General features: G+C 37.7%; 22 protein-coding genes and 1 other RNA gene. 7 read left to right on the top strand and 16 right to left on the bottom strand.

Translation table 11 applies throughout. The features are described 5' to 3' along the window. Window position 1: 1 nt before the first annotated feature. The 4 genes from lptB to yjgA are packed head-to-tail and all read right to left on the bottom strand — an operon-like array spanning window position 2 to window position 2,423. Entirely contained in the window at window positions 2-727 is a 726-nt protein-coding gene (gene lptB, locus ABW51_RS02630; protein ID WP_053465447.1) for an LPS export ABC transporter ATP-binding protein, read from the bottom strand. A 3-nt stretch (window positions 728-730) separates the two neighbouring features. Further along, window positions 731-1,249, bottom strand: a complete 519-nt coding sequence (gene lptA, locus ABW51_RS02635; RefSeq protein ID WP_005627192.1) for a lipopolysaccharide transport periplasmic protein LptA — start codon at window positions 1,247-1,249, stop codon at window positions 731-733. Next, window positions 1,230-1,838, bottom strand: a complete 609-nt coding sequence (gene lptC / locus ABW51_RS02640; RefSeq protein WP_053465448.1) for an LPS export ABC transporter periplasmic protein LptC — start codon at window positions 1,836-1,838, stop codon at window positions 1,230-1,232. The genes lptA and lptC overlap by 20 nt, the downstream gene beginning before the upstream one ends. Window positions 1,839-1,886: 48 nt before the next feature. After that, window positions 1,887-2,423 (bottom strand): ribosome biogenesis factor YjgA, encoded by a 537-nt coding sequence (yjgA, locus tag ABW51_RS02645; protein ID WP_053465449.1) that lies wholly within the window; start codon window positions 2,421-2,423, stop codon window positions 1,887-1,889. Window positions 2,424-2,511: 88 nt separating this feature from the next. Here yjgA and pmbA point away from each other — a divergent pair, with 88 nt between their 5' ends. After that, window positions 2,512-3,867 (top strand): metalloprotease PmbA, encoded by a 1,356-nt coding sequence (gene pmbA, locus ABW51_RS02650; protein ID WP_053465450.1) that lies wholly within the window; start codon window positions 2,512-2,514, stop codon window positions 3,865-3,867. A 211-nt stretch (window positions 3,868-4,078) separates the two neighbouring features. Further along, a complete protein-coding gene (gene hpt / locus ABW51_RS02655; protein WP_053465451.1) occupies window positions 4,079-4,618 on the top strand; it encodes a hypoxanthine phosphoribosyltransferase in 540 nt (179 codons plus the stop codon). A 56-nt stretch (window positions 4,619-4,674) separates the two neighbouring features. Here hpt and nrdG read toward each other — a convergent pair whose 3' ends face one another. Continuing rightward, on the bottom strand, window positions 4,675-5,142 hold the full coding sequence (gene nrdG / locus ABW51_RS02660; RefSeq protein WP_053465452.1) for an anaerobic ribonucleoside-triphosphate reductase-activating protein: 468 nt from the start codon (window positions 5,140-5,142) through the stop codon (window positions 4,675-4,677). Window positions 5,143-5,271: 129 nt separating this feature from the next. On the opposite strand from nrdG, the gene ffs reads away from it, so the two are divergent. After that, window positions 5,272-5,370: signal recognition particle sRNA small type (ffs, locus tag ABW51_RS09720), an RNA gene on the top strand. 20 nt (window positions 5,371-5,390) lie between these two features. Here ffs and cydC read toward each other — a convergent pair. The 7 genes from cydC to ydiJ form a co-directional block, all read right to left on the bottom strand. Then, window positions 5,391-7,121 carry a heme ABC transporter ATP-binding protein/permease CydC gene (cydC, locus tag ABW51_RS02665; RefSeq protein WP_053465453.1) on the bottom strand — a complete coding sequence of 577 codons (1,731 nt, stop codon included), beginning with the start codon at window positions 7,119-7,121 and terminating at the stop codon, window positions 5,391-5,393. Beyond that, complete coding sequence (gene cydD, locus ABW51_RS02670) at window positions 7,121-8,881, bottom strand: heme ABC transporter permease/ATP-binding protein CydD (RefSeq protein WP_053465454.1); 1,761 nt, start codon at window positions 8,879-8,881, stop codon at window positions 7,121-7,123. Before cydD ends, cydC begins: the two co-directional genes overlap by 1 nt. A gap of 61 nt (window positions 8,882-8,942) precedes the next feature. After that, window positions 8,943-9,899, bottom strand: a complete 957-nt coding sequence (gene trxB / locus ABW51_RS02675) for a thioredoxin-disulfide reductase (RefSeq protein WP_053465455.1) — start codon at window positions 9,897-9,899, stop codon at window positions 8,943-8,945. Window positions 9,900-9,972: 73 nt separating this feature from the next. Beyond that, window positions 9,973-10,830 (bottom strand): co-chaperone YbbN, encoded by an 858-nt coding sequence (locus tag ABW51_RS02680; protein ID WP_053465456.1) that lies wholly within the window; start codon window positions 10,828-10,830, stop codon window positions 9,973-9,975. 79 nt (window positions 10,831-10,909) lie between these two features. Continuing rightward, complete coding sequence (gene hemH / locus ABW51_RS02685; protein WP_053465457.1) at window positions 10,910-11,881, bottom strand: ferrochelatase; 972 nt, start codon at window positions 11,879-11,881, stop codon at window positions 10,910-10,912. Beyond that, a complete protein-coding gene (locus ABW51_RS02690) occupies window positions 11,878-12,294 on the bottom strand; it encodes a hotdog fold thioesterase (protein ID WP_053465458.1) in 417 nt (138 codons plus the stop codon). The genes hemH and ABW51_RS02690 overlap by 4 nt, the downstream gene beginning before the upstream one ends. 13 nt (window positions 12,295-12,307) lie before the next feature. Beyond that, the gene (gene ydiJ, locus ABW51_RS02695) at window positions 12,308-15,391 is read right to left on the bottom strand and encodes a D-2-hydroxyglutarate dehydrogenase YdiJ (RefSeq protein WP_053465459.1); all 3,084 of its coding nucleotides are present in this window, start codon (window positions 15,389-15,391) and stop codon (window positions 12,308-12,310) included. 382 nt (window positions 15,392-15,773) lie between these two features. Here ydiJ and ompA point away from each other — a divergent pair, with 382 nt between their 5' ends. Then, the gene (ompA, locus tag ABW51_RS02700) at window positions 15,774-16,814 is read left to right on the top strand and encodes a porin OmpA (RefSeq protein ID WP_053465460.1); all 1,041 of its coding nucleotides are present in this window, start codon (window positions 15,774-15,776) and stop codon (window positions 16,812-16,814) included. Between the two features lie 150 nt (window positions 16,815-16,964). Continuing rightward, a complete protein-coding gene (gene grxD / locus ABW51_RS02705; RefSeq protein WP_005627223.1) occupies window positions 16,965-17,288 on the top strand; it encodes a Grx4 family monothiol glutaredoxin in 324 nt (107 codons plus the stop codon). Window positions 17,289-17,361: 73 nt separating this feature from the next. Here the strand turns inward: grxD and hisC are convergent, their stop codons facing one another. Then, on the bottom strand, window positions 17,362-18,462 hold the full coding sequence (gene hisC, locus ABW51_RS02710; RefSeq protein WP_053465461.1) for a histidinol-phosphate transaminase: 1,101 nt from the start codon (window positions 18,460-18,462) through the stop codon (window positions 17,362-17,364). A 90-nt stretch (window positions 18,463-18,552) separates the two neighbouring features. Continuing rightward, window positions 18,553-19,641, bottom strand: a complete 1,089-nt coding sequence (gene serC / locus ABW51_RS02715; RefSeq protein ID WP_053465462.1) for a 3-phosphoserine/phosphohydroxythreonine transaminase — start codon at window positions 19,639-19,641, stop codon at window positions 18,553-18,555. A gap of 186 nt (window positions 19,642-19,827) precedes the next feature. On the opposite strand from serC, the gene ABW51_RS02720 reads away from it, so the two are divergent. Next, window positions 19,828-20,172, top strand: a complete 345-nt coding sequence (locus tag ABW51_RS02720; RefSeq protein WP_053465463.1) for a DUF496 family protein — start codon at window positions 19,828-19,830, stop codon at window positions 20,170-20,172. Between the two features lie 39 nt (window positions 20,173-20,211). Here the strand turns inward: ABW51_RS02720 and ABW51_RS02725 are convergent, their stop codons facing one another. Both ABW51_RS02725 and ABW51_RS02730 read right to left on the bottom strand, forming a co-directional pair. Next, a complete protein-coding gene (locus ABW51_RS02725) occupies window positions 20,212-20,778 on the bottom strand; it encodes an aminotransferase class IV family protein (RefSeq protein ID WP_053465464.1) in 567 nt (188 codons plus the stop codon). Continuing rightward, window positions 20,778-21,749, bottom strand: coding sequence for an aminodeoxychorismate synthase component I (locus ABW51_RS02730; RefSeq protein WP_053465465.1), 972 nt, complete (start codon window positions 21,747-21,749; stop codon window positions 20,778-20,780). The genes ABW51_RS02725 and ABW51_RS02730 overlap by 1 nt, the downstream gene beginning before the upstream one ends. Before the next feature lie 56 nt (window positions 21,750-21,805). On the opposite strand from ABW51_RS02730, the gene ABW51_RS02735 reads away from it, so the two are divergent. Further along, entirely contained in the window at window positions 21,806-22,399 is a 594-nt protein-coding gene (locus tag ABW51_RS02735; protein WP_053465466.1) for an anthranilate synthase component II, read from the top strand. Window positions 22,400-22,479 lie beyond the last annotated feature (80 nt).

Here is a 22,479-nt window from a genome sequence, read left to right on the forward strand (position 1 = left end):
TTTATAATTTGAATTGTTCGCCCAGATAAACGCGTTTAACGTGTTCATCGTTCATAACTTGTTCTGGTGTGCCTGTTGCGATAATTTTACCTTCGCCAACAATATAAGCGCGTTCACATACATCAAGTGTTTCACGTACATTATGATCGGTAATCAAAACACCTAGTCCTCGGTTACGTAAGTCGGTGATAATTTTCTTAATATCGCTCACAGAAATTGGATCTACACCAGCAAATGGCTCATCTAATAGAATAAACTTAGGATTTGCAGCTAATGCTCGTGCGATTTCAACTCGACGACGTTCACCGCCAGATAATGACTGACCTAAACTATCCCGAATATGGCCAATATTAAATTCCTCAATCAATTCATCAGCTTTTTCTCGACGTTGTTGAGTAGTTAAATCTTTGCGTATTTCTAATACAGCCATTAGATTTTCGTATACAGTCAAACGGCGAAAAATAGAGGCTTCTTGTGGTAAATAACCGATTCCACGTTGCGCACGATTATGCATTGGGAGCAAACTAATGTCTTCTCCGTCAATAATAATTTTGCCTTGATCTTGGTGAACTAACCCGACAACCATGTAGAAGGTTGTTGTTTTCCCAGCACCGTTTGGTCCGAGCAAACCGACAATTTCATTAGAGTTTACAGTTAAACTTACATCTGAAACAACTTTACGGCTTTTATAGCTCTTAGCTAAATTTTCAGCAGTCAGAATTGACATAAATTACTTCCCTTTAGCTTGTTGTAATTGCGATGGAATAAGGACTGTTGTTACACGTGATTTCCCATTGCCATTAGCTTTAAGTTGCTGTTTTTTCACATCGTAGGTAATTAGTTGTCCATTAATCTTACTATCAAGTTGCTTTAATTCAGCATTATCAGTTAATGTTAAAAATTCAGTACCAAGATCATAGTGAACTTTGTTTGCTTTCCCATCCACTGGCTTACCATTATCTAGCTGTTGATGGAATGTTACTGGGGTACCAAATGCTTCTACGGTTTCTTTTTTACCTGAATTTTCAGGTGGGCGCGTAATGACAACTTTATTTGCCTTGATTAAAATTGAACCCTGAGTAATTGAAACGTTATCAGTAAAAGTAACAACACTTTTTTCCATATCTAATGATTGATTATCAGAAACAATGTTGATCGGTTGATTCGTATCATCTTTCAACGCTAAAGCAGAGAAAGAGGTCATGATTAATGTGGCGAGTAAAATAATTTTATTGTTTGTTAATTTCATAATATGTTTTTACCTGTTCTTTTAATGTTGCAATTTGTTGGCGTAGATTGCCAATCATTTTTAAGCCTGTTGAGTTAAAATTTTGTCCGTTTATTTTCACCATTGTATCTGATGAAATATCTTGAGTTTTTAAGTTAACCTCTGCAACTTGTGTTTCGATTCGCTGTAACCGAGAAGTTGGTTCTAAACTTTCAGCAACGACATCACCCTCTAAATAAAGCATTTCATCTTTCGTCAATTTGGCTTTTTTTGCGCTAAGTTTCCAACTTTGTGATTCTAATAATTTTGCTGAATTATTTGATTTTTCAGCATTATTAGGTGTAGAGACATCGAATAAGTACATCAAAGGCATTTCAAACTCAGTATGGCCATCAACTGTATAATGTTTCACTTTGTCTGCGGTTGAGAGATATTGTTTCTTACCTTCAGGGGAAAACACCGTAGTTTCCATTTTATTTCCAATATAATCAGGACTATCTGGTTTTTTTACTAAGTTTGATAAATCAGGTTTATCGCTATTTAAAGAATAAAACCATCCCAGCGAACCGAGAGCGATAAGACCTAAAATTACATTCCAACGAATATTCATATTTTTAAATTTGTTACTCGAAAAGTGCGGATAAAAATTTAATATTTTTTAATCTTCCAACATCAATGCTTTGAGCATTTGATAAATTTCTCGATAGGCTTTCGATGGTTTATTTTGCTCACGTTCTTTTTGTGCTGAACGAATAAGATTACGTAGTTGTTGACGATCTACATCGGGATAATCATTGAATAAATCGGTTAGAGCCACGTCACCTTTTTCTACTAATTCATCCCGCACTTTTTCGATTTTGTGCAGCATAGCCTGCTGTCGGTTATGTTTATTTTCGATTTTATCTAATGCTTCACGAATGGGTTCAACATCAATTCCTCGAAATAATTTGCCGATATACTGTAATTGACGGCGACGAGCTTCTTTTTGTAAACGCTGTGCAAGCTCAATGGCATCAAGTAAGGATTCATCAAGTGGGATTTTAGCAAGATTAGCTTTGGTTAAATTTACAATCTTTTCACCAAGTTGTTTTAAGTCTTCAGCATCGCGTTTGATTTCGCTTTTACTTACCCAAATAATTTCTTCTTGCTCTTCATCTTCCCAATCGAAAGCTTCTTTTTTCTTACGTTTTGCCATAATTTCTCTCAACTAAAATTTGGCGCGTATTTTAGCACAAAGTTTCAAAATAATATAAAATGTGACAAATTTTTAATGGGAAAAAATAATGAAAATAGCCGAAAATCAAACCGCGCTTTTGAAAGCTCAAGAACAAGAATTACGTCAAGCAGTCAGCTTTGCTATTGAATTAGCAACAAAATCAGGCGCGAGTGCAGAAGTCGCCGTCACTAAAGTGAGTGGATTGTCAGTATCCACACGCTTGCAAGAAATTGAAAATGTTGAATTCACTAATGATGGCGCATTGGGGATCTCCGTTTATATGGGACAACAAAAAGGCAATGCATCGACATCAGATTTAAGTGAAGGTGCTATTCGAAATGCAGTGGAAGCCGCACTTGCTATTGCAAAATACACTTCACCCGATGATTGCGCAGGCCTTGCGGATAAGGATTTAATGGCTTTTGAGGCACCTGATTTAGAGCTTTATCATGCTGCTGATGTGGATGTTGATAAAGCAACAGAACTTGCACTTCAGGCTGAAAAGGCGGCTTTAGAGGCGGATGAACGCATTATAAATAGTAATGGTGCAAGTTTTAATTCACATACAGGTGTGAAAGTTTATGGAAATAGCCATGGCATGTTGCAAAGTTATTTATCAAGCCGTTATTCCTTATCTTGTTCGGTTATTGGTGGCGTAGAAGATGCCTTAGAAAATGATTACGAATACACAATTTCTCGTGAATTTGACAAACTTCAATCGCCAATTTGGGTTGGCGAAAATTGTGCAAAGAAGGTCGTTTCTCGTTTAAATCCTCAAAAATTGAGTACACGAGAAGTGCCAGTTATTTTCTTAAATGATGTTGCAACTGGTCTTATTTCTCACTTTGCCGCAGCAATAAGTGGTGGCAGTTTATATAGAAAATCGAGTTTCTTGCTCGATCATTTAGGTAAACAGGTCTTACCAGATTGGTTCAATATCAGTGAGAGACCACATTTATTACGTCGTTTGGCTTCAACGCCTTTTGATAGTGAAGGTGTTCGTACGCAAGATCGTGAAATTGTCGAAGACGGGATATTACAAACTTATTTAGTGACAAGTTACAGTGGTAAAAAACTTGGTATGCCAAGTACAGGGCACGCTGGAGGCATTCACAACTGGCTTGTTAAGCCAAATTTGGCTGGTGGATTGACCGCGCTTTTACATCAAATGGGAACTGGATTGTTAGTAACGGATGTTATGGGACAAGGTGTCAATATTGTTACGGGCGATTATTCCCGTGGCGCATCAGGTTTTTGGGTGGAAAATGGCGAAATTCAGTATCCAGTGGCTGAAATTACTATTGCAGGGCAACTACAAGATATGTTGAAGAATATGGTTGCTGTAGCGGATGATATAGAGCATCGTTCTAACATCCAAACTGGTTCTATTTTGTTAGATAAGATGAAAATTTCAGGAAATTAAAAAATATTTCTAAAATTGAGAATTATTCTTATTGACAATAACTAAATGTCTGCTACTATACGCACATCTGTTAAGCGATTGCAGGTTGCTCCAACAGGTAGAGTAGAAAGTAAATTCGTTAGGGTTCAAAAAGGCTGAAGGTTTAAACTTCAGCCTTTTTTTTGTAAAATAGCAAACGATTTTATCCCCTGTCATTTCATAAGGAAACACAATGAAAAAACACCACGTTGACGTTTTAATTTCAGAGAACGATGTTCATGCTCGTATTGCTGAATTAGGTGCTCAAATTACAAAATTTTATCAAGAAAAACAGATCGATAGCCTTGTTGTCGTAGGGCTTTTACGTGGTTCCTTTATGTTTATGGCGGATATCGTTCGTCAGATAAATTTACCTGTGGAAATTGAATTTATGACCACTTCAAGTTATGGCACAGGTATGACCACGAATCACGACGTTCGTATTACCAAAGATTTAGACGGTGATATAAAAGGTAAACACGTTTTAATTGTGGAAGATATTATTGATACGGGTTATACCTTGGAAAAAGTGCGTGATATTTTGAGTTTGCGTGAGCCTGCTAGTCTTGCAATTTGTACGTTACTTGATAAACCCTCTCGCCGTGAAGTGGAAGTGCCTGTTGAATGGGTTGGTTTTGAAATTCCTGATGAATTTGTGGTGGGGTATGGTATCGATTACGCACAACACCATCGTAATTTAGGCTATATCGGTAAAGTTGTTTTAGAAGAATAATTTGATTTTATTGAAAAGTGCGGTTGAAATTTTAAATGAATTTTTAGCCGCACTTTTTATAACTTAAATCGATGAATAATTTGATTTGCTGAGCCTCGCCAAACCAAACTTGGGTCTGCCTGTTCTTGGATAAACTTCCCATCAATTAACACATCAATATAAGGCAAGATAGCACGTTGTTGTTCATCTAATTCATCCAGCTTATAACCTGTCCAAACCCAGATGTCTTTATCGGGACATTCTCGTTTTACTCGTTGCACAAACGGTAATAATGTTTCTACATTGCGAGGATGAAGTGGATCGCCACCTGAAAGCGTCAGCCCTTGGCGTTTAATGCGAGTGTCTTTTAAATCATTGATGATTTGTTGTTTCATTGCTTCATCAAATAATACACCCGCTGAAAATGACCAACTTTTTTGGTTGTAGCAGCCTTTGCAAGCGTGCGTACAGCCACTGACGAAAAGTGTGCATCTTGTGCCTTCGCCATTGATAACATCGGTCGGGTAGTATTGGAGGTAGTTCATTTCATAAAAATCCTGAAAATGTGGCTTAAATTCTCGCCAAATTCACTGCACTTTTGAATTAGTCTTTGCAATAGGGCAATAAATTCTGCATAATAGCGAGCAATCGCATTTGCGATATCAATGGAAACTTTCTCGGTCTCTCGCAACGGTGTCTGGTTTACTCGGTCAGGTTCGGAAGAAAGCAGCCAAAGTCGGAATTACTGTGTGCCGAGAAGAAGCTGGGAAGGTTTCCGCCCAACTTTCTTTTCTTATACTCGCTCAACCAATCTTTTAAAGAACCCATCTTCTTTTGTGATTAGGCTATTGTAATCGCCTTCTTCGATTAATTTTCCATTATCAATTACACAAATTTTATCAAATTGTTCAATTGAACTGAGACGATGAGTAACCATAATTAGGGTTTTATTTTCAGCATGTTGCAGAATTAAACGTAAAATTTGACGTTCAGTTTCGCGATCTAAGCCTTCTGTAGGTTCATCCAATAATAAAATTGGTGCATTATTGAGTAAAATGCGCGCTAAACCTAAGCGGCGTTGTTCTCCACCAGAAAGTGGACGACCACCATCTCCCAGCCAAAGATTTAAACCTTTTCCTTCTTGCTCAAGTAATTTGCTTAAACCGACTTGATGTAGCACTTCAATCATTTTTTCATCAGAAATTTCATCCGCACTTGCAAATTGTAAATTTTGACGAAGTGTATCGCTAAATACGTGAACACGTTGAGTTAAAAAACAAATTTGGCGGCGTAATGTTTCTTCTGAATAGGCGGAAATGGGTTTTTCTGCTAATAAAAGCTCGCCTTGATTTGCATCATAATTGCGTACTAAAAGTTGAAGGAGTGAAGATTTTCCACTTCCTGTTTTGCCTAAAATAGCAATTTTTTTGCCCTGTTCTAAGTCTAATGTAAGATTTTTTAATACAAGCGTTTCTTGTTCGGGATAGGAAAAATTTAAATTCTTCGCAGAAATCAACCGCACTTTTGTTTCAAATTCCTCGCTGCCATTAAACTCGACAAGCGGTTTTTGCTCAATGATTTCGGTCACTCGCTCTGCTGCCGCAATAACTTGACCTATGTGTAAAAATGCTGCACCCAATGGCATGATTATCTCAAAGGCGGCAAGTGCAGCAAAAGTGAAAAGTGCAATATAAGCCGTGCGATATTCATCTGTACCAAAATCGGCGTTACTTGCAAACCATAGCATTCCAGAAATCAATAAACCATTAAGAAAGAGAACAAGTGCGGTCGAAAATCCACTTAATTTTGCTTCTTTGGCTTGATCTTCCTGCCATGTTTTTTCTGTGACTGACATTTTCTCTTTTAATTTATCTTCTGCATTAAATAATAAAAGCTCGGCTTGTGCTTGGATAAATTCTAAGAACTGGGTTCGATAGGTCGCGCGTGCTTGGATTAAGCGTTCGCCAAATTGCTGTCCTAAGCGATAAAAAATGGTTGGGATAATAATTAATAAGATTAACAAAAATAAACCTAAACTAAGTGCGAGTGGAATATTGACAAAGCTAAGTCCAATCGTCATGGCAATGATTACAAATGCAGCAGTGAAAAATGGCGCAAGTAAACGCAAATAGAGGCTATCAAGTGTATCCACATCGGAGACTAAACGATTTAACAAATCGCTGTTACGATAACGATTTAATACCGCTGGACTTAAAGGAATGATTTTTTCAAATACTTGTACGCGTAATTTGGACAAAATGCGGAATGTTGCATCATGAGTCACTATTTTTTCAAAATAGCGCATGACGGTTCGCCCGATAGCTAAACCTCGCACACTGGCTGAAGGATAGAAAAAGTTAAATAGCGTTCCTAGTCCTGCAATGGCTGTAGCAGCTAAAAACCAGCCTGAAACGGTAAGCAAGCCCATGCTGGATCCCAAACCTAAAATCATCAGCACCAAGCCTAAAATAAGAGGAAATTTGGCGAATTTAAATAAACGTATAAACGGAAGTAATGTGCGCATTATTGGATATCCTGTTGTCGTTGAGCGAGTAGTTCAGCAAAGAAACCTTCATGTTGTAATTCGGCAAATTTACCTTGCTGTACTATTTCTCCTCGTTGCATCACAAAAATTTGATCACATTGTTTCAAATCTTCAATTCGGTGGGTAATCATCAGCGTAGTTTGATGCTGGCTTGCTTCATTCAGTGCGTGCAAAACAAGATTTTCTGATTGCGCATCTAAGCTTGCGGTTGGCTCATCGAGCAGAAGCAAATCGCCTTTGCGTAACAGTGCACGAGCAATGGCAAGACGTTGCGCTTGTCCCACAGAAACGCCTAATCCACCATCTTTGATTTCGTGATGAAGTCCAAGTTTATCGGTAAATTCTTTCGCTTGAGAATGCATTAATGCTTGATTAATTTCTTCATCGTTGGCTTGAATATCGCCAAGTAGTAAGTTTTCTTTAATTGTACCTTGTAATAACAATGGATTTTGTCCTACCCACGCAATATGTTTTCGCCAGTCAGCTAGATTGCTTTCGCGAAGTTCTTGACCATTAATTTTGAGTGAGCCTTTATAAGGTAAAAAGCCCAAAATTACATTCATTAATGAAGTTTTCCCTGCACCACTTTGTCCTACAAGCGCAACATTGTGATTTGCTGTAATTTGGAAGTTTAACGGCTTGGTTAAGGCTGAACCTTGTGTCGAAAGCACCACTAAATTTTCGGCAGAAATTTCAACCGCACTTTCTAAAGAAATTGTTTTTTCATTTTGATGTACAGTTAAATAATCGGCTTCTAAGAAATCAACAATGGCATCTGCTGCACCAATACCCGCTGCTCGGTCATGGTAATAAGCGCCAAGATCGCGTAAGGGTTGATAAAATTCAGGTGCAAGAATTAAACAAAAGAAACCTGTGAAAAGTGTAAGCGGTGCATTATAGGTGCCAAATTCAATTTGACCTAAGTAGCTAAAACCAAAATAGACCGCCATCAGTGCAATGGAAATAGAGGTAAAAAATTCCAATACGGCAGAAGATAGAAAAGCGAGTTTTAGCACATCCATTGTGGTCTCACGAAAATCTTCAGTGGCGTTTTCAATATGCTCAGTTTGTTCAGAAGTGCGGTTAAAAAGACGCAAGGTTTCTAAGCCGCGTAAGCGATCTAAAAATTGGGCGCTGAGGCGAGAAAGGGTATCCATATTTTTTTGGCTGTTGTCTGCCGCAGCAATACCGACAATGATCATAAACAGAGGAACAAGCGGTGCGGTAATCATTAAGATTAAGCCTGCAGCCCAATTCAACGGAAATACAGCAATGAAAATAACCACTGGAACAATAGCTGAAAGACTTTGTTGCGGGAGAAAACGGGCATAGAAATTATGTAAGTTTTCAACTTGTTCTAACATAATGCTTGCCCAACTTCCAGCAGGTTTTTGATTGATTGTCGCGGGGCCGACAAGATGAATTTTATCCAGAATTTTTTGACGAATATGGTTGCGTAATAATTGTCCGCTTCGGAAGCCAATTTTTTCTCTTACCCATAAAATAATAGCTCTCAAGCCGAAGCCGATAATCAGCCCGAGAAAATAAGGAATAAGTTCATCACGAGGCACATTTTGCATAATCAGTTTATCGAGCAAAGTCGCAAGAAAATAAGTTTGCACAACTAAAATGAATGCAGAAAGCGTAGCGAGAGCAATGTTTGCGCGCATTAATTTTTTGATAGGTTCTTGTTGTGCGCGAAGCCATTGTTGTAAATATTTTTGACGAACTTTATTCATAGGTTTATCGAGATATAGAAAAAGTTCCCCTCTTTTAAAAGAGGGGAATTAGCTAGAAAATTTATGCTTCTTGCGCATCTAAGTAGCGTTCTGCATCCAAGGCTGCCATACAGCCAGTTCCCGCGGAGGTAATGGCTTGGCGATAATTGTGATCCATGACATCGCCTGCTGCGAACACGCCTTCCACTGAGGTGGCTGTTGCATTGCCTTCAAGACCAGATTTTACAACGATATAGCCATTATTTAATTCTAGTTGCCCTTGGAAAATTTCCGTATTTGGCGAGTGACCAATCGCTACGAATAAGCCATCTAATTTGAGTTCTTCTTTCTCCCCAGTTTTTGTGTCGGCTAAACGTAATCCGGTTACGCCCATGTTGTCACCCAACACTTCATCTAAAGTGCGGTCAGTATGAAGAACGATTTTTCCTTCTTCCACTTTTTTGTACAAACGGTCGATAAGGATTTTTTCCGCACGGAAGCTATCGCGACGGTGAATTAAATGCACTGTACTTGCAATATTGGCTAAGTAAAGCGCTTCTTCTACCGCAGTATTTCCTCCACCAATCACACCGACTGGTTTATTACGATAAAAGAAACCATCACAGGTTGCACAAGCGGAAACACCACGACCTTTGTAGTTTTCTTCTGAAGGTAAGCCAATATAGCGTGCAGAGGCACCTGTTGCGATAATTAACGCATCACAAGTGAAATTTTGCACATCGCCAAAAAGTTTGAATGGACGAGAGGATAAATCTACGCGATTGATATGATCGAAGACGATTTCTGTTTCAAATTTTTCTGCATGTTGCAACATACGTTGCATTAAACCTGAACCTGTAGTCATCTCAAAATCGCCTGGCCAGTTCTCAATTTCATCTGTAGTGGTAAGCTGGCCACCTTGTTGTAAACCCGTTACCAATACTGGTTTTAAGTTTGCACGTGCTGCATAAATGGCTGCCGTATAACCAGCAGGGCCTGAGCCTAAAATTAAAAGTTTTGCGTGTTTGGTATCTGACATAAAGAATCCTTGTTTGTAGTTAAGTAATAATATAATGCAATAAGTTGCATTTTACTGATTATAAACTTTTTGCTTAATAAAGCAGCGAATAAAGTAATCGACGAAATTTATTTGTCAGCGGATCAGCATTGCCCATTGCGCTTAAAATAGATAAAAATTGTTGTTTCACTTCGCCATTTTGTGCACCTAAGTCGGTTTTTAAAATACCGAAAAGTAGTGTTAATGCTTCTTCATTTCGTCCAGCTTGATGAAGTTGTACGGCAAGTTTTATTGCAATTTCAGGCGTTGGATTTTTGGCATAATCAGCTTGTAATTGTTGGATTTCAGGCGTATCTGAAGCTTGAATTTGCAGCCCAATTTGTGCTTGTAATCCGTGCCAACGACTATCACGATCTTGCAATGGAATTTGATTTAAAATTTCTTGTGCTGGCTCTGTTTTCTTCATTGCAATATAGGTTTCTGCGTAGAGTAGGGCGACATCGCTGTTTTTCTTATCAGAAAGCTCCCACGCATCTTTCAATAATGGCAATGCAGCTTCGTAATTTTCTACTTGCAAGAAATCTAATGCTTGTTGGAATTTTAAATCTTCTTCTTTCGGTAAAATAATGCTTAATCGTTGGATTAATGACTCTTTATCAAGCGTATCTGGAAATGCATCTAATGCCTGTGCTTCTTTAAACAAATAGGTGGTTGGTAATGCTTGGATGCGGAATTGTGCGGCAATCATTTGCTCTTTTTCACAATTTACTTTTCCAAGAATAAATTGTCCTTGATATTGTTCTGCAACTTGCTCAAGTAGCACCAAAAAATCTGCCGATTCTTTATGGGTTGGCGCGTAAAAATTGATGACAAGTGGTTTTTCTAAGGATTGTTGCAGTATTTCAGTAAGATTTTGTTCGTTGATCTCAACGATAAAAGGAAAATCAGCCATGTTTTATCCTTGTGAAAAAAATAATGGCTGATTTTAGCAAAGTGCGGAAGATTTTAGAAACGTTTTACCATTTCTATTATTAATCAAGTTTCTTTAAGATCAATTTTCCCATCATTTCAATATGTGCATGCTCTACATTAAGTGCAGGAATATATTGATAAGATTGTCCGCCATGGTTTAGGAAATTTTCTCGATTTTCTTTGTCAATTTCTTCAATGGTTTCTAAACAATCAACGGAGAAACCTGGGCAAATAACAGCAATTTTTTGAATGTTCTGTGTTGCGGCAGATTCTAAAAATTTATCGGTATAAGGCTGTAGCCATTCTTCACGTCCAAAGCGAGATTGAAACGTCATTCCCCATTGGTTTTCTGTTAAGCCTAGCTTATTAACCACTGCAATAGTCGTTTGTTTACAATGTTCACGATAATAATCGCCCATTTTTTCATAACGCAAAGGAATACCGTGATAAGAAAATAGCAAAAACTCATCGGGTTTTAACCGCACTTTTATGGAATCTGCTAAGGCGTTAATGTAATTTTCATCGACGTGATAAGAATGGATGAAATCAAAAGGCACTAATCCTCGTTCTTCTTTAAGAGTGTTAGCGAAAGCATCAAATACTGCGCCCGTGGTTGAGCTAGAGTATTGCGGATAAAGTGGCAAAACAACAATTCGCTCAACTTGATTTTCAAGCAAGTTTTTTACCGCACTTTGCATTGATGGATTGCCGTACGTCATGGCAATTTCTACTTGAGTATCGATATTTTGATTATCTAAATAGGCTTGTAATGCGTCTTTTTGTTGTCGCGAAATGGCAAGTAAAGGCGATCCTTGTTCTGTCCAAATTGCTTGATAATTTTTAGCGATACGTTTTGAACGCAATGGCAAAATAATGGCTTTGAGCAGTGGATACCATTTGCAACGCGGTAAATCTACCACACGAGGATCCGTTAAAAATTGCCATAAATAACGACTAATTGACTTCGGTGTCGGGCTATCTGGCGTGCCTAGATTAGCAAGTAATACGCCGATTTTTGCGGATTTTGTCATAAATTGATTACGGAAAGGGTTAATCTAGAAACACAACAAAGTTTATTCTCTTCTGTGCGGATGTCAATTTGCCAAACTTGGATATTTCTACCCAAATTAATTGGCGTTGCTCTTGCAGTTACTTTACCTGAACGAACAGGGCGAAGATGATTGGCGTTAATATCCAATCCAACTGCAGTTTTGCCTTCTTCTAAACAAAGCGAACCCGCAAGCGATCCAATTGTTTCAGCTAAAGCAATTGAAACCCCGCCATGCAACACACCAAACGGCTGCATAGTACGATGATCCACAGGCATTGTCGCTTCAATCCAATCTTCGCCAAAAGCTGAAATTTCAATGCCAAGATGGCTAACTGCACTGTTAGCACAAAGTTGATTTAAGTTTTCGAGCGTGAAGTTTTTTTGCCAAATCATGATGTTCCTTTCATTATGCTAAAATTTCTAATAACGCCTGCACAGGGTGTTTTAGCACCACATGTTCATAACGTTTTACCTGACTGCGGCAAGAATAACCTGTGGCTAAACAAAAGTGCGGATCTTTTCCGTGGAGTTTTTTATGCCACGATACATCGTAGATTTCTCGGCTCATTTTTTGATTTTGCACTTCATGTCCAAATACACCAGCCATACCGCAACATCCTACTTTTTCTACATTAAGTTGTTGTCCAAATCTTCCAAAAATTTCTTGCCATTCTTTTGGACTGTTCGGCATAAAAGTAGATTCCGTACAATGCGGGAATAAATACCAAGCGGAAGTGCGGTCAGTTTTGGCGATGTTTTTTAGTTTATCTTGTAACGCCGCATTTTGTAATCTTTGTTTTAACCATTCGTGTGCGGTGAGAACGTGAAAATCGCCACGTTTTTCTTGTAGTGCTTCCTTGTATTCATCTCGATAAGACAGCACGATGGCTGGATCAACGCCTACAAGTGGAATGCCTAATTTTGCCATTCGATTTAAAAACTCTGCTTGGTTTTGTGCTGTTTTGCTAAAGCGTTTTAAGAAGCCTTTAATGTGCATTGCTTTGCCGTTTGGTTTAAATGGCAACAGAATTGGTTTGAAGCCTAATTTTTGCGTAAGCATAACAAAATCGCGAACCACTTTCGCATCATAGTAAGAGGTATAAGGATCTTGCACAATAAATAAAATATCGTTTTTTTCTACCGCACTTAGGTCTTCCAATTCTTCTAAGGATTTGCCTTGATAATGAATTTCCACCAGCTGTTGTTGCAAATTGGGTTCAGAAAGTAAGGGCAAATCGGTCATGCCTAGTGTTTTTTCCACTAATGTTTGCGTGACTTTTAGCTTGGTAAAATAGTTAAAGAACTTTGCCTGTTTTGCCATATAAGGCGCAGCGAACTCTAAATTTGCCACAACGTGATCTTTTGCGGGGCGTAAGTAGCGGCTGTGATAAAAATGAAAGAATTTCGCACGGAAACTTGGTACATCGATTTTAATCGGGCATTGGCTTGCACAGGCTTTACAAGCAAGGCAAGTATCCATTGTGGCTTTTACTTCGTGAGAAAAATCATAATTGCCTCGCCATTTTTGAACTGTATTTCGTAGTCTTTTTACAAGTGCGGTTAGTTTTATTTCTGTTTTACGAAAGTCTAATTGTGCGGGAGAGACATTTTCATTCGCCATCAATCGCAGCCATTCTCGAACCATGGCTGCGCGACCTTTCGGCGAAAATACACGGTTTTTACTTACTTTCATCGATGGACACATAATGCTGTGTTCATCAAAATTGAAACATAAGCCGTTTCCATTGCAGTTCATCGCACCCTTAAATTCATCGCGTATTTGGATAGGAATTTGGCGATCCTTATCAGCCCGCATTGGCGAAAGAATAGAATAAAGTTCCTCTTTGGAATCTAAAGGCGTACAGATTTTGCCGGGATTTAAGCGATTGTTAGGATCGAATAAGGTTTTGATATAACGAAGTTCGTGCCAGAGTTCTGGGGTAAAGAATTTTTCGCCGTAATGGGATCGCACGCCTTTTCCATGTTCTCCCCAGAGTAATCCACCATATTTAATCGTAAGTTCTGCCACTTCATCTGAAATTTGTTTGAATAATTTCACTTGTTCTTTATCGCATAAATCAAGCGCAGGGCGAACGTGCAACACGCCCGCATCTACGTGCCCAAACATGCCATATTGTAAATTGTGCTGGTCTAATAAAGCACGAAATTCACTGATGTAGTCCGCAAGATTTTCTGGTGGTACGCAAGTATCTTCTACAAAAGGAATCGGTTTGGCTGCACCTTTTGCATTACCCAGTAAGCCCACGGCTTTTTTTCGCATTGCATAAATTCGCTCGATAGACGGTAAATCAGAACAGACTTGATAGCCAATAATATGATCTTGATTGTGTTCAATTTTTTCATCAAGTGAGTGACAAAGTGCGGTGACTTGGCGGTCGATTTTTTCTTTATTATTACCAGCAAATTCCACAATATTTAAACCGAGAATTGGATCTTTTTCATCTTCTGTAAGAAGTTCATTCACAGAGTGCCAAATAATATCTTGTTTGGCGAGGTTTAAGACTTTGGAATCAACGGTTTCCACAGAAAGCGCATTGGCTTTGACCATAAAAGGTGCATTGCGTAATGCCGCATCAAAAGAACGATATTTAATATTGATGAGAGTGCGATACTGCGGTATAGGCAGAAGATTGAGTTTGGCTTCACAAATAAATGCGAGAGAACCTTCAGAACCAGTGAGAATTCTGGTGAGATTAAATTCACTTTCATCTTCATTAAATACATTTTTCAGATCGTATCCCGTTAAAAAACGGTTAAGTTGTGGCAAATCTTTAATGATTGCCGCTCTTTTTTCTTTACAGTGTTGCGCAATGGTTTGATGGAGTCTTTTGCTACTATCACTTAATTCAAGCGCATCGATGTTTTCTAAAACATCGACAGAATTGACCGCACTTGTATCTAAAATTTCGCCATTTATTAATACTGCGCGTAATGCCAAAACGTGATTAGAGGTTTTACCATATTGCAATGAGCCTTGCCCTGAGGCATCCGTATTAATCATTCCACCTAAAGTCGCTCGATTGCTGGTGGATAACTCTGGGGCAAAGAATAAGCCATATGGTTTTAAAAATTGATTAAGTTGATCTTTTACTACGCCTGCTTGTACTCGAACCCAACGTTCTTTTACATTGAGTTCTAAAATGGCAGTCATATAGCGAGAAAGATCCACTATTATATTGTTATTGATGGATTGTCCATTTGTGCCAGTGCCTCCACCGCGAGGCGTAAAGGTGAGCAATTGATATTCAGGTAAATTTGCTAATTTGGTTATACGCACTATATCAGCAACAGTTTTCGGGAAAAGAATTGCTTGAGGAAGCTGTTGGTAAACGCTGTTATCCGTAGCCAGACTTAATCTATCCGAATAATTTGTCGCAATATCCCCCTCAAAATGTTGGCGTTGAAGATCATCAAGATAATCAAGTACATATTGTTCAATTTGAGGAATGCGATTTAGACTTGGCAACATAGTATTTAACTCATTTAAAGGTAAAAATGGCAGGTTATTGATAATATCTTAAGGCGCTAATGATGTCGAATTAGATTTTAAGCGTTTTTGGGAGGCATTTTATGGAGTGAATTAGTCAAGAAAACGATATTTTTTGATTAAATAATAGGCAAAACACTCAAAAGAATTTGATCTTTACAATTTTTATAGGATAATAAGCGCACTTTTGAACGTTCCTTTGGGGTAAACATAAACAAAGGAATTGAATTTGTCAAAAGGTAGCAATGAGGCAAATTCAAACCCTCGTTAAGTGACTGTTTAGGATATAACTTTGATTAAAAGTTCAGTCTAAACGGGAATAATTTTTTTATTACTATTCGATGACTAAATAGAGGACATCAAAATGAAAAAAACTGCAATCGCATTAGTAGTTGCTGGTTTAGCAGCAGCTTCAGTAGCTCAAGCAGCTCCACAAGAAAACACTTTCTATGCAGGTGTTAAAGCTGGTCAAGCATCTTTCCATGATGGCGTTCGTGCCCTAGCTCGTGAAAATAGTGCTGGTTATCACCGTAATTCTTTTACTTATGGCGTATTCGGTGGTTATCAAATTTTAAATCAAGATAACTTAGGTTTAGCGGTTGAATTAGGTTACGACGATTTCGGTCGTGCGAAAGGTCGTAATGCTGGTAAAACTATTGCTAAACACACTAACCACGGTGCTCACTTAAGCTTTAAAGGTAGTTACGAAGTGTTAAATGGTTTAGATGTTTACGGTAAAGCAGGTGTTGCTTTAGTTCGTTCTGACTATAAAAAAGTTAGTGATCAGTTCCGTGAACATAGCTTGCGTACTTCTGGTTTATTCGCAGTTGGTGCAGAATATGCAGTGTTACCAGAGTTAGCAGTTCGTTTAGAATACCAATGGCTAACTCGTGTAGGTAAATTACGTACAGGAGATGATGCAAATAGTGCAATTAATTACAATCCATGGATTGGTTCTATCAACGCGGGTGTTTCTTACCGTTTCGGTCAAGGCGCAGCGCCAGTTGTAGCTGCACCTGAAGTTGTAAGCAAAACTTTCAACTTAAACTCTGATGTGACTTTCGCATTTGGTAAAGCGAATTTAAAACCACAAGCTCAAGCAACCTTAGATGGTATTTACGGTGAAATCGCACAAATCAACGGTGCTAAAGTAGCTGTTGCTGGTTACACTGACCGTATTGGTTCTGACGCATTCAACGTTAAACTTTCTCAACAACGTGCTGACTCTGTAGCTAACTATTTCGTGTCTAAAGGTGTTGCTGCAGATGCGATTTCTGCAACTGGTTATGGTAAAGCAAACCCAGTGACTGGCGCAACTTGTGACCAAGTTAAAGGTCGTAAAGCGCTTATCGCTTGTCTTGCTCCAGACCGTCGTGTAGAAATCGCGGTAAACGGTACTAAATAATTTTAGTATTCGTTTAACGAAAGATTAAATACAGCAAAAGGCTTAAACTTCGGTTTAGGCCTTTTGTCTTATATGAATATAAAACCAAGCATTTCAATCAAGTTTTAACTTATGATAGAATGCTGTTCTCATTTATTTATAGGGAACATTATGGAAACCTTAGACAAAATCAAAAAGCAAATTAGTGAAAATCCAATTCTTATTTATATGAAAGGTTCACCAAAATTACCATCTTGTGGCTTTTCTGCCCGTGCATCTGAAGCATTGATGAATTGTAAAGTACCTTTTGGTTATGTAGATATTTTGCAACATCCAGATATTCGTGCTGAATTACCAGCATACGCAAACTGGCCAACTTTTCCGCAATTATGGGTAGAGGGGGAATTAATTGGTGGTTGTGATATCATTTTAGAGATGTATCAATCTGGTGAATTACAAACTTTATTAGCTGAAGTTGCAGCAAAACACGCTTAAGATATGAGAAAAATGAAACCCGCTTATAGCGGGTTTTTTATACAAATAAATTTGTTTTTATTGAACACATAGTCTAGGCAAGTTTTAATACCTTAGAAAGTGCGGTAAAAAATCGATCATTTTCTTCAGGTAAACCAATACTTATACGCAAATGATTCGGCATGCCATACCCAGCAATTGGGCGAACAATTACGCCTTCATGTAATAATGCAGCATAAATTGGGGCTGCAGGTTGTTTGAAATCAATCGTTATAAAATTTCCCTTGGAGGGAATATATTCCAATTGATTTTTTTGACAAAAGTCTTCATAACGTCGCATTTCTACTCGATTATTTTCAGCTACTTTCTCAACAAATTCATCGTCATTCATTACGGCAACAGCAGCGGTTAATGCCAAAGAATTACAGTTAAATGGTTGTCGAACTCGATTTAATAAATCTGCGATTTCAGGATTAGATACAGCATAACCAATGCGTAAACCTGCTAAGCCATAGGCTTTAGAAAGAGAGCGTGAAATAATTAAATTTGAATATTTTTTTAATAAACGGAAGGAGTCCACTCGTTCTTCAGAACTGGTAAATTCAGTGTAGGCTTCATCTAATACCACGATTACATTTTGGGGAACTTCTGCTAAAAAATCTTCAATTTCTTGCGACGTTAAAAAATTACCCGTTGGATTATTAGGATTAGCAATGTAAATGAGCTTTGTTTTATCAGAAAGAGCGGTCAAAAATCCTTGTAAATCGTGCCCCCAATTTTTAGCTGGAATTTCTTTTGCAACTGCATTAATCGCTTTAGTTACTAAAGGATAAACAATAAAGGCATATTGTGAATAAATGATTTCATCGCCTTCTGTTGCGAAGGTGTGAGCAAAAAGTTCTAATAAATCATTTGAGCCATTTCCGAGCGTAATTTGATTTGCTTGAATGCCAAATTTTTTTGCGATAGTTTGTTTTAGTTCAAAGCCATTCGCATCTGGATAACGAGTCAGTTTATCTAATTGTTCGAAGATTGCTTTTTTTGCACTTTCTGGAAAACCAAATGGGTTTTCATTTGAGGCAAGTTTAACGATATTGGAAATACCAAGTTCTCGTTCTAATTCTTCAATTGGTTTACCAGCTTGGTAAGGTGATAAGGATTTTACGCCACGATTGGCAATGTTGATGTACTGCATAGTGTTATTTGAAAATATTGATGTGGATTAGGATTAATTTTCAAGTAAATTTGGGCGTAGTCAATACGCCCATATGAAAATGTTCTTTAACTATTGAGGAAGATTTTCAGCTTCAAATTTTTTCATAAATGAAATGAGTGTCTCAACGCCTTCTTGTGGCATAGCATTATAAATAGATGCTCGCATTCCACCTAAAACCTTGTGACCTTTCAAGGCTTGTAAGCCTGCAGCAGTAGATTCTGCGACAAATTTTGCATCTAATTCAGTATTGCCTGTGATGAAAGTGACATTCATTGTTGAGCGGTTTTCTTTTGCTACCACATTGCGGTAAAGTTTGCTCGAATCAATATAATCATAAAGTGTTTGCGCTTTTAGCGCATTACGTTTTGCGATCACCTCTAAGCCACCCATCTCTTTAAGATGTTTAAATACGAGGGAACATAAATACCAAGCAAATGTTGGGGGTGTATTGATCATTGAGTCTGCATCACGTTGAGTCGCATAATTCCAAATAGATGGGGTTTCTTTACGTGCATTACCGATTAAATCATCACGAATAATGACTAATGTAATGCCCGCAGGACCAAGATTTTTTTGCGCACCTGCATAAATTACACCAAATTTACTGATATCGATTTGGTGTGAAAGAATATTTGAAGACATATCAGCGACCAATACGGCATCGCCCACATTTGGTACATCAAAAATTTCTACACCACTGATGGTTTCATTTGGGCAATAATGAACGTAGTCATATTGATCAGCGATATGGCTAAAATCAAGATCGGTAATTCGAGTCTGTTCGCCATTTTCTACGATACTGATTTCATCAACTTCTGCAAAATTTCTTGCTTCTTTTGCCGCTGTAGCTGACCAATGCCCACTATTTAAATAAAGGGCTTTGCCTTTTTTACCGATTAAGTTCATCGGAATCGCAGCAAATTGACCGCGAGCACCACCTTGTAGGAAAAGTACGCGATAGTTATCAGGAATATTGAAAACATCACGTAGATCTTTTTCTGCTTGTTCAATAAGTTCCATGAAATATTTACCGCGATGGCTCACCTCCATCACGGATACGCCTTGATTGAGCCAGTTTGTCAGTTCACCTTGTGCTTTTTGTAGCACTTCTGGAAAAATCATCGCTGGGCCAGCGCTAAAATTAAAGACTTGTGACATTGTGTTTCCTTATTTTTGTAGATAGTTGGATCTGTTTTATCACTACAAAAGCAGAGAATCAAACTCTTTTTCGGTAAATAAAAAATTTTTTTGAGCTGACTCACAAAATTTACTTTCAGCTTTTGACGAATTACCAAAAAGAGGCTACATTACCGCCATCAATTTTCTTACTAAAAGAGAGTCATTATGGAAACTGTAAACAAGCAATCTTTCCAAGAAGTGTTGGAATACGTGCGTATGTATCGTTCGAAAAACAAAATTAAACGCGACATGGAAGACAATAATCGTAAAATCCGTGACAATCAAAAACGCGTATTATTGTTAGATAACTTAAATCAATACATTCGTGATGATATGACCATCGAAGAGGTGCGTGGAATTATTGAAAGTATGCGTGATGACTATGAAAGTCGTGTTGATGATTATACGATTCGCAATGCGGAGCTTTCTACGCAACGTCGTGAGATCAGTGCGAAAATGAAAAGCCAGAAAAAGGCACATGCGGAATTATTGAAAAATTCTGAAAAATAATTGTAATAAAATAGCCGGCTGAATCAGTCGGCTTATTTTTTATAAGCTATTCATTGCGTTAATGATTTTAATTTCATCAAAATTGACAATATCTTCTTGGAATATTGTGCGTTCTTGAATTTTCCCCTCTTGTAATAATTTTTCTCGTTGTGTGCCTAAAAGCAATGGCGTGTCTGGTGTGTACCATTTTTCCCCTTGGCGGAAAATTAAATTACCAATGGAACAATCTGTCACTTTTCCATTTTTGATAATAATAATTTCATCACAAGAACCACGTTGAGCAAACAATGTGTTAATTAAACACCGATCAGCATATTTCAAGCTATATTCGATATCGTCACAAATTACAGGTTGAAAAGTGCGGTAAATTTTACGATGGTATTCAAAATATTGAATTTGTGTGGTTTCGGCATTGTAATCAATGCGGCAGCGAACTAATCGATTTTGTAAGTAAGCAGGCAGTTGAATGAGTGAAAAAAGATTAAAAATTTTCACCGCACTTTTGCCATAATATTCACGCAAACTACGTTCATATCGCGTTTGGTGTAAATCGATATTTTGAATTTTCCCGTTTTCAATACAAAGGGTTTCAAATAGGGGATACATTAATCAGCACCTTTAATCGGTAAATAGACTTTTTCTAACAATTCTTTATATTCATCTTGCACATTGCTATGAATGGTAATACCGCCTCCGCTATGAAAATAAAATTTTTCATCTACTTCAGAAATAAAGCGAATTGCCACCGCACTTTGTAGTGTTTCACCATCAAATATGCCAAAAATTCCTGTGTAATAACCGCGTTTTTGTTTTTCTGCTTGTTGAATAATTTGTGTGGTTTTTTCTTTTGGGGCGCCACTTATGGAACCAGCAGGCAAGAGTTTCGCTAAAATATCACCAATTTGATTTTGCCAGTTTTCATTCAATTTTCCGTAAATTTCAGAACTGGTTTGCAGTATTTCGCCTTTTTGTGTTTTGATGCGATCGATATAACGAAATTTTTTCACCTGAATGTTTTCTGCCACCATGGATAAATCATTACGCATTAAATCAACAATTGTGTAATGCTCGCGTTGTTCTTTTTCATTTGTGAGTAACTGATTTTCTGCATCGGGCAGAGACGCATTAATTGTCCCTTTCATGGGATAAGTAAAAATGCTGTTGTCATGAATATTGATAAAACATTCTGGTGAGAAGCAAACAAATTGATCTTGTAACCACAATTTATAAGGTGCATTTGTTTGATGAAAAATCTGTTCAAGTGACAGATTACCTGAAATTTCAGTGGGGTAGGTGAGATTCAATAAATAAGAATTGCCTTTCTGTAATTCACTTTGAACAAGTTTAAAACCTTGTTGATAACGCGAGAAGGGCATTGGATGTTTGGTAAAATTAAGATGGATTGGTTGTGGAAAAATTGTGCAATTTCTTTTCCCTAAAATATCAAAATAAATGCCTTGTTGTGCAGAATTTTCGAGAGGACAAATCAATGGTTTTTCTTTTTCAAAATCAATGAGAAAGAAAAATGGCGTGCGTTGTTTGCCATAATGATTAGCCTGTTCAATAAAATGTTGCATTGTGCTTTATGTCATTTTGCGTAAAATTGCCCGATTATAACGAATGCCGAGCGGTTATGAAATTACTCATCATTAATAATCACGATTCTTTTACTTTTAACTTGGTAGATTTAATTCGGAAATTAAATGTGCCTTATGACGTTTTAAACGTGGAAGATTTGAAAGAAAATACAGCGGAGAACTATAGTCATATATTGATTTCGCCGGGGCCCGATGTGCCACGCTCTTACCCACAACTTTTTTCTATGTTGGAAAAATATTATCAGCAAAAATCTATTTTAGGTGTGTGTTTAGGGCATCAAACCTTATGTGAATTTTTTGGCGGTACATTGTATAACTTAGAGAAAGTTCGTCATGGGCAGAAAAGAACATTAAAAGTGCGGTCAAATTCCCCATTGTTTTTTGATCTTCCAACTGAATTTAATATCGGGCTATACCATTCTTGGGGTGTACATAAAGACGATTTACCTCATTGCCTAGAAGTTACCGCACTTTGTGATGAAGGTGTGGTAATGGCTATGCAGCATAAATCGTTACCAATTTATGGTGTTCAGTTTCATCCTGAGTCATATATGTCAGACTTTGGAGAGCAAATTTTGCGTAATTGGTTGGCGATTACTCCCACAACTACCCCCACAACTACCCCATAATACCGCTTGCTTATTAAGCAAAAATGCGTATTATAGCCGTCTATACGTCAATACATCCAAATTTAAAAGATAAGAGAGAA

The organism is Haemophilus sp. C1 (genome assembly GCF_001276515.1).
GTDB lineage: Bacteria > Pseudomonadota > Gammaproteobacteria > Enterobacterales > Pasteurellaceae > Haemophilus.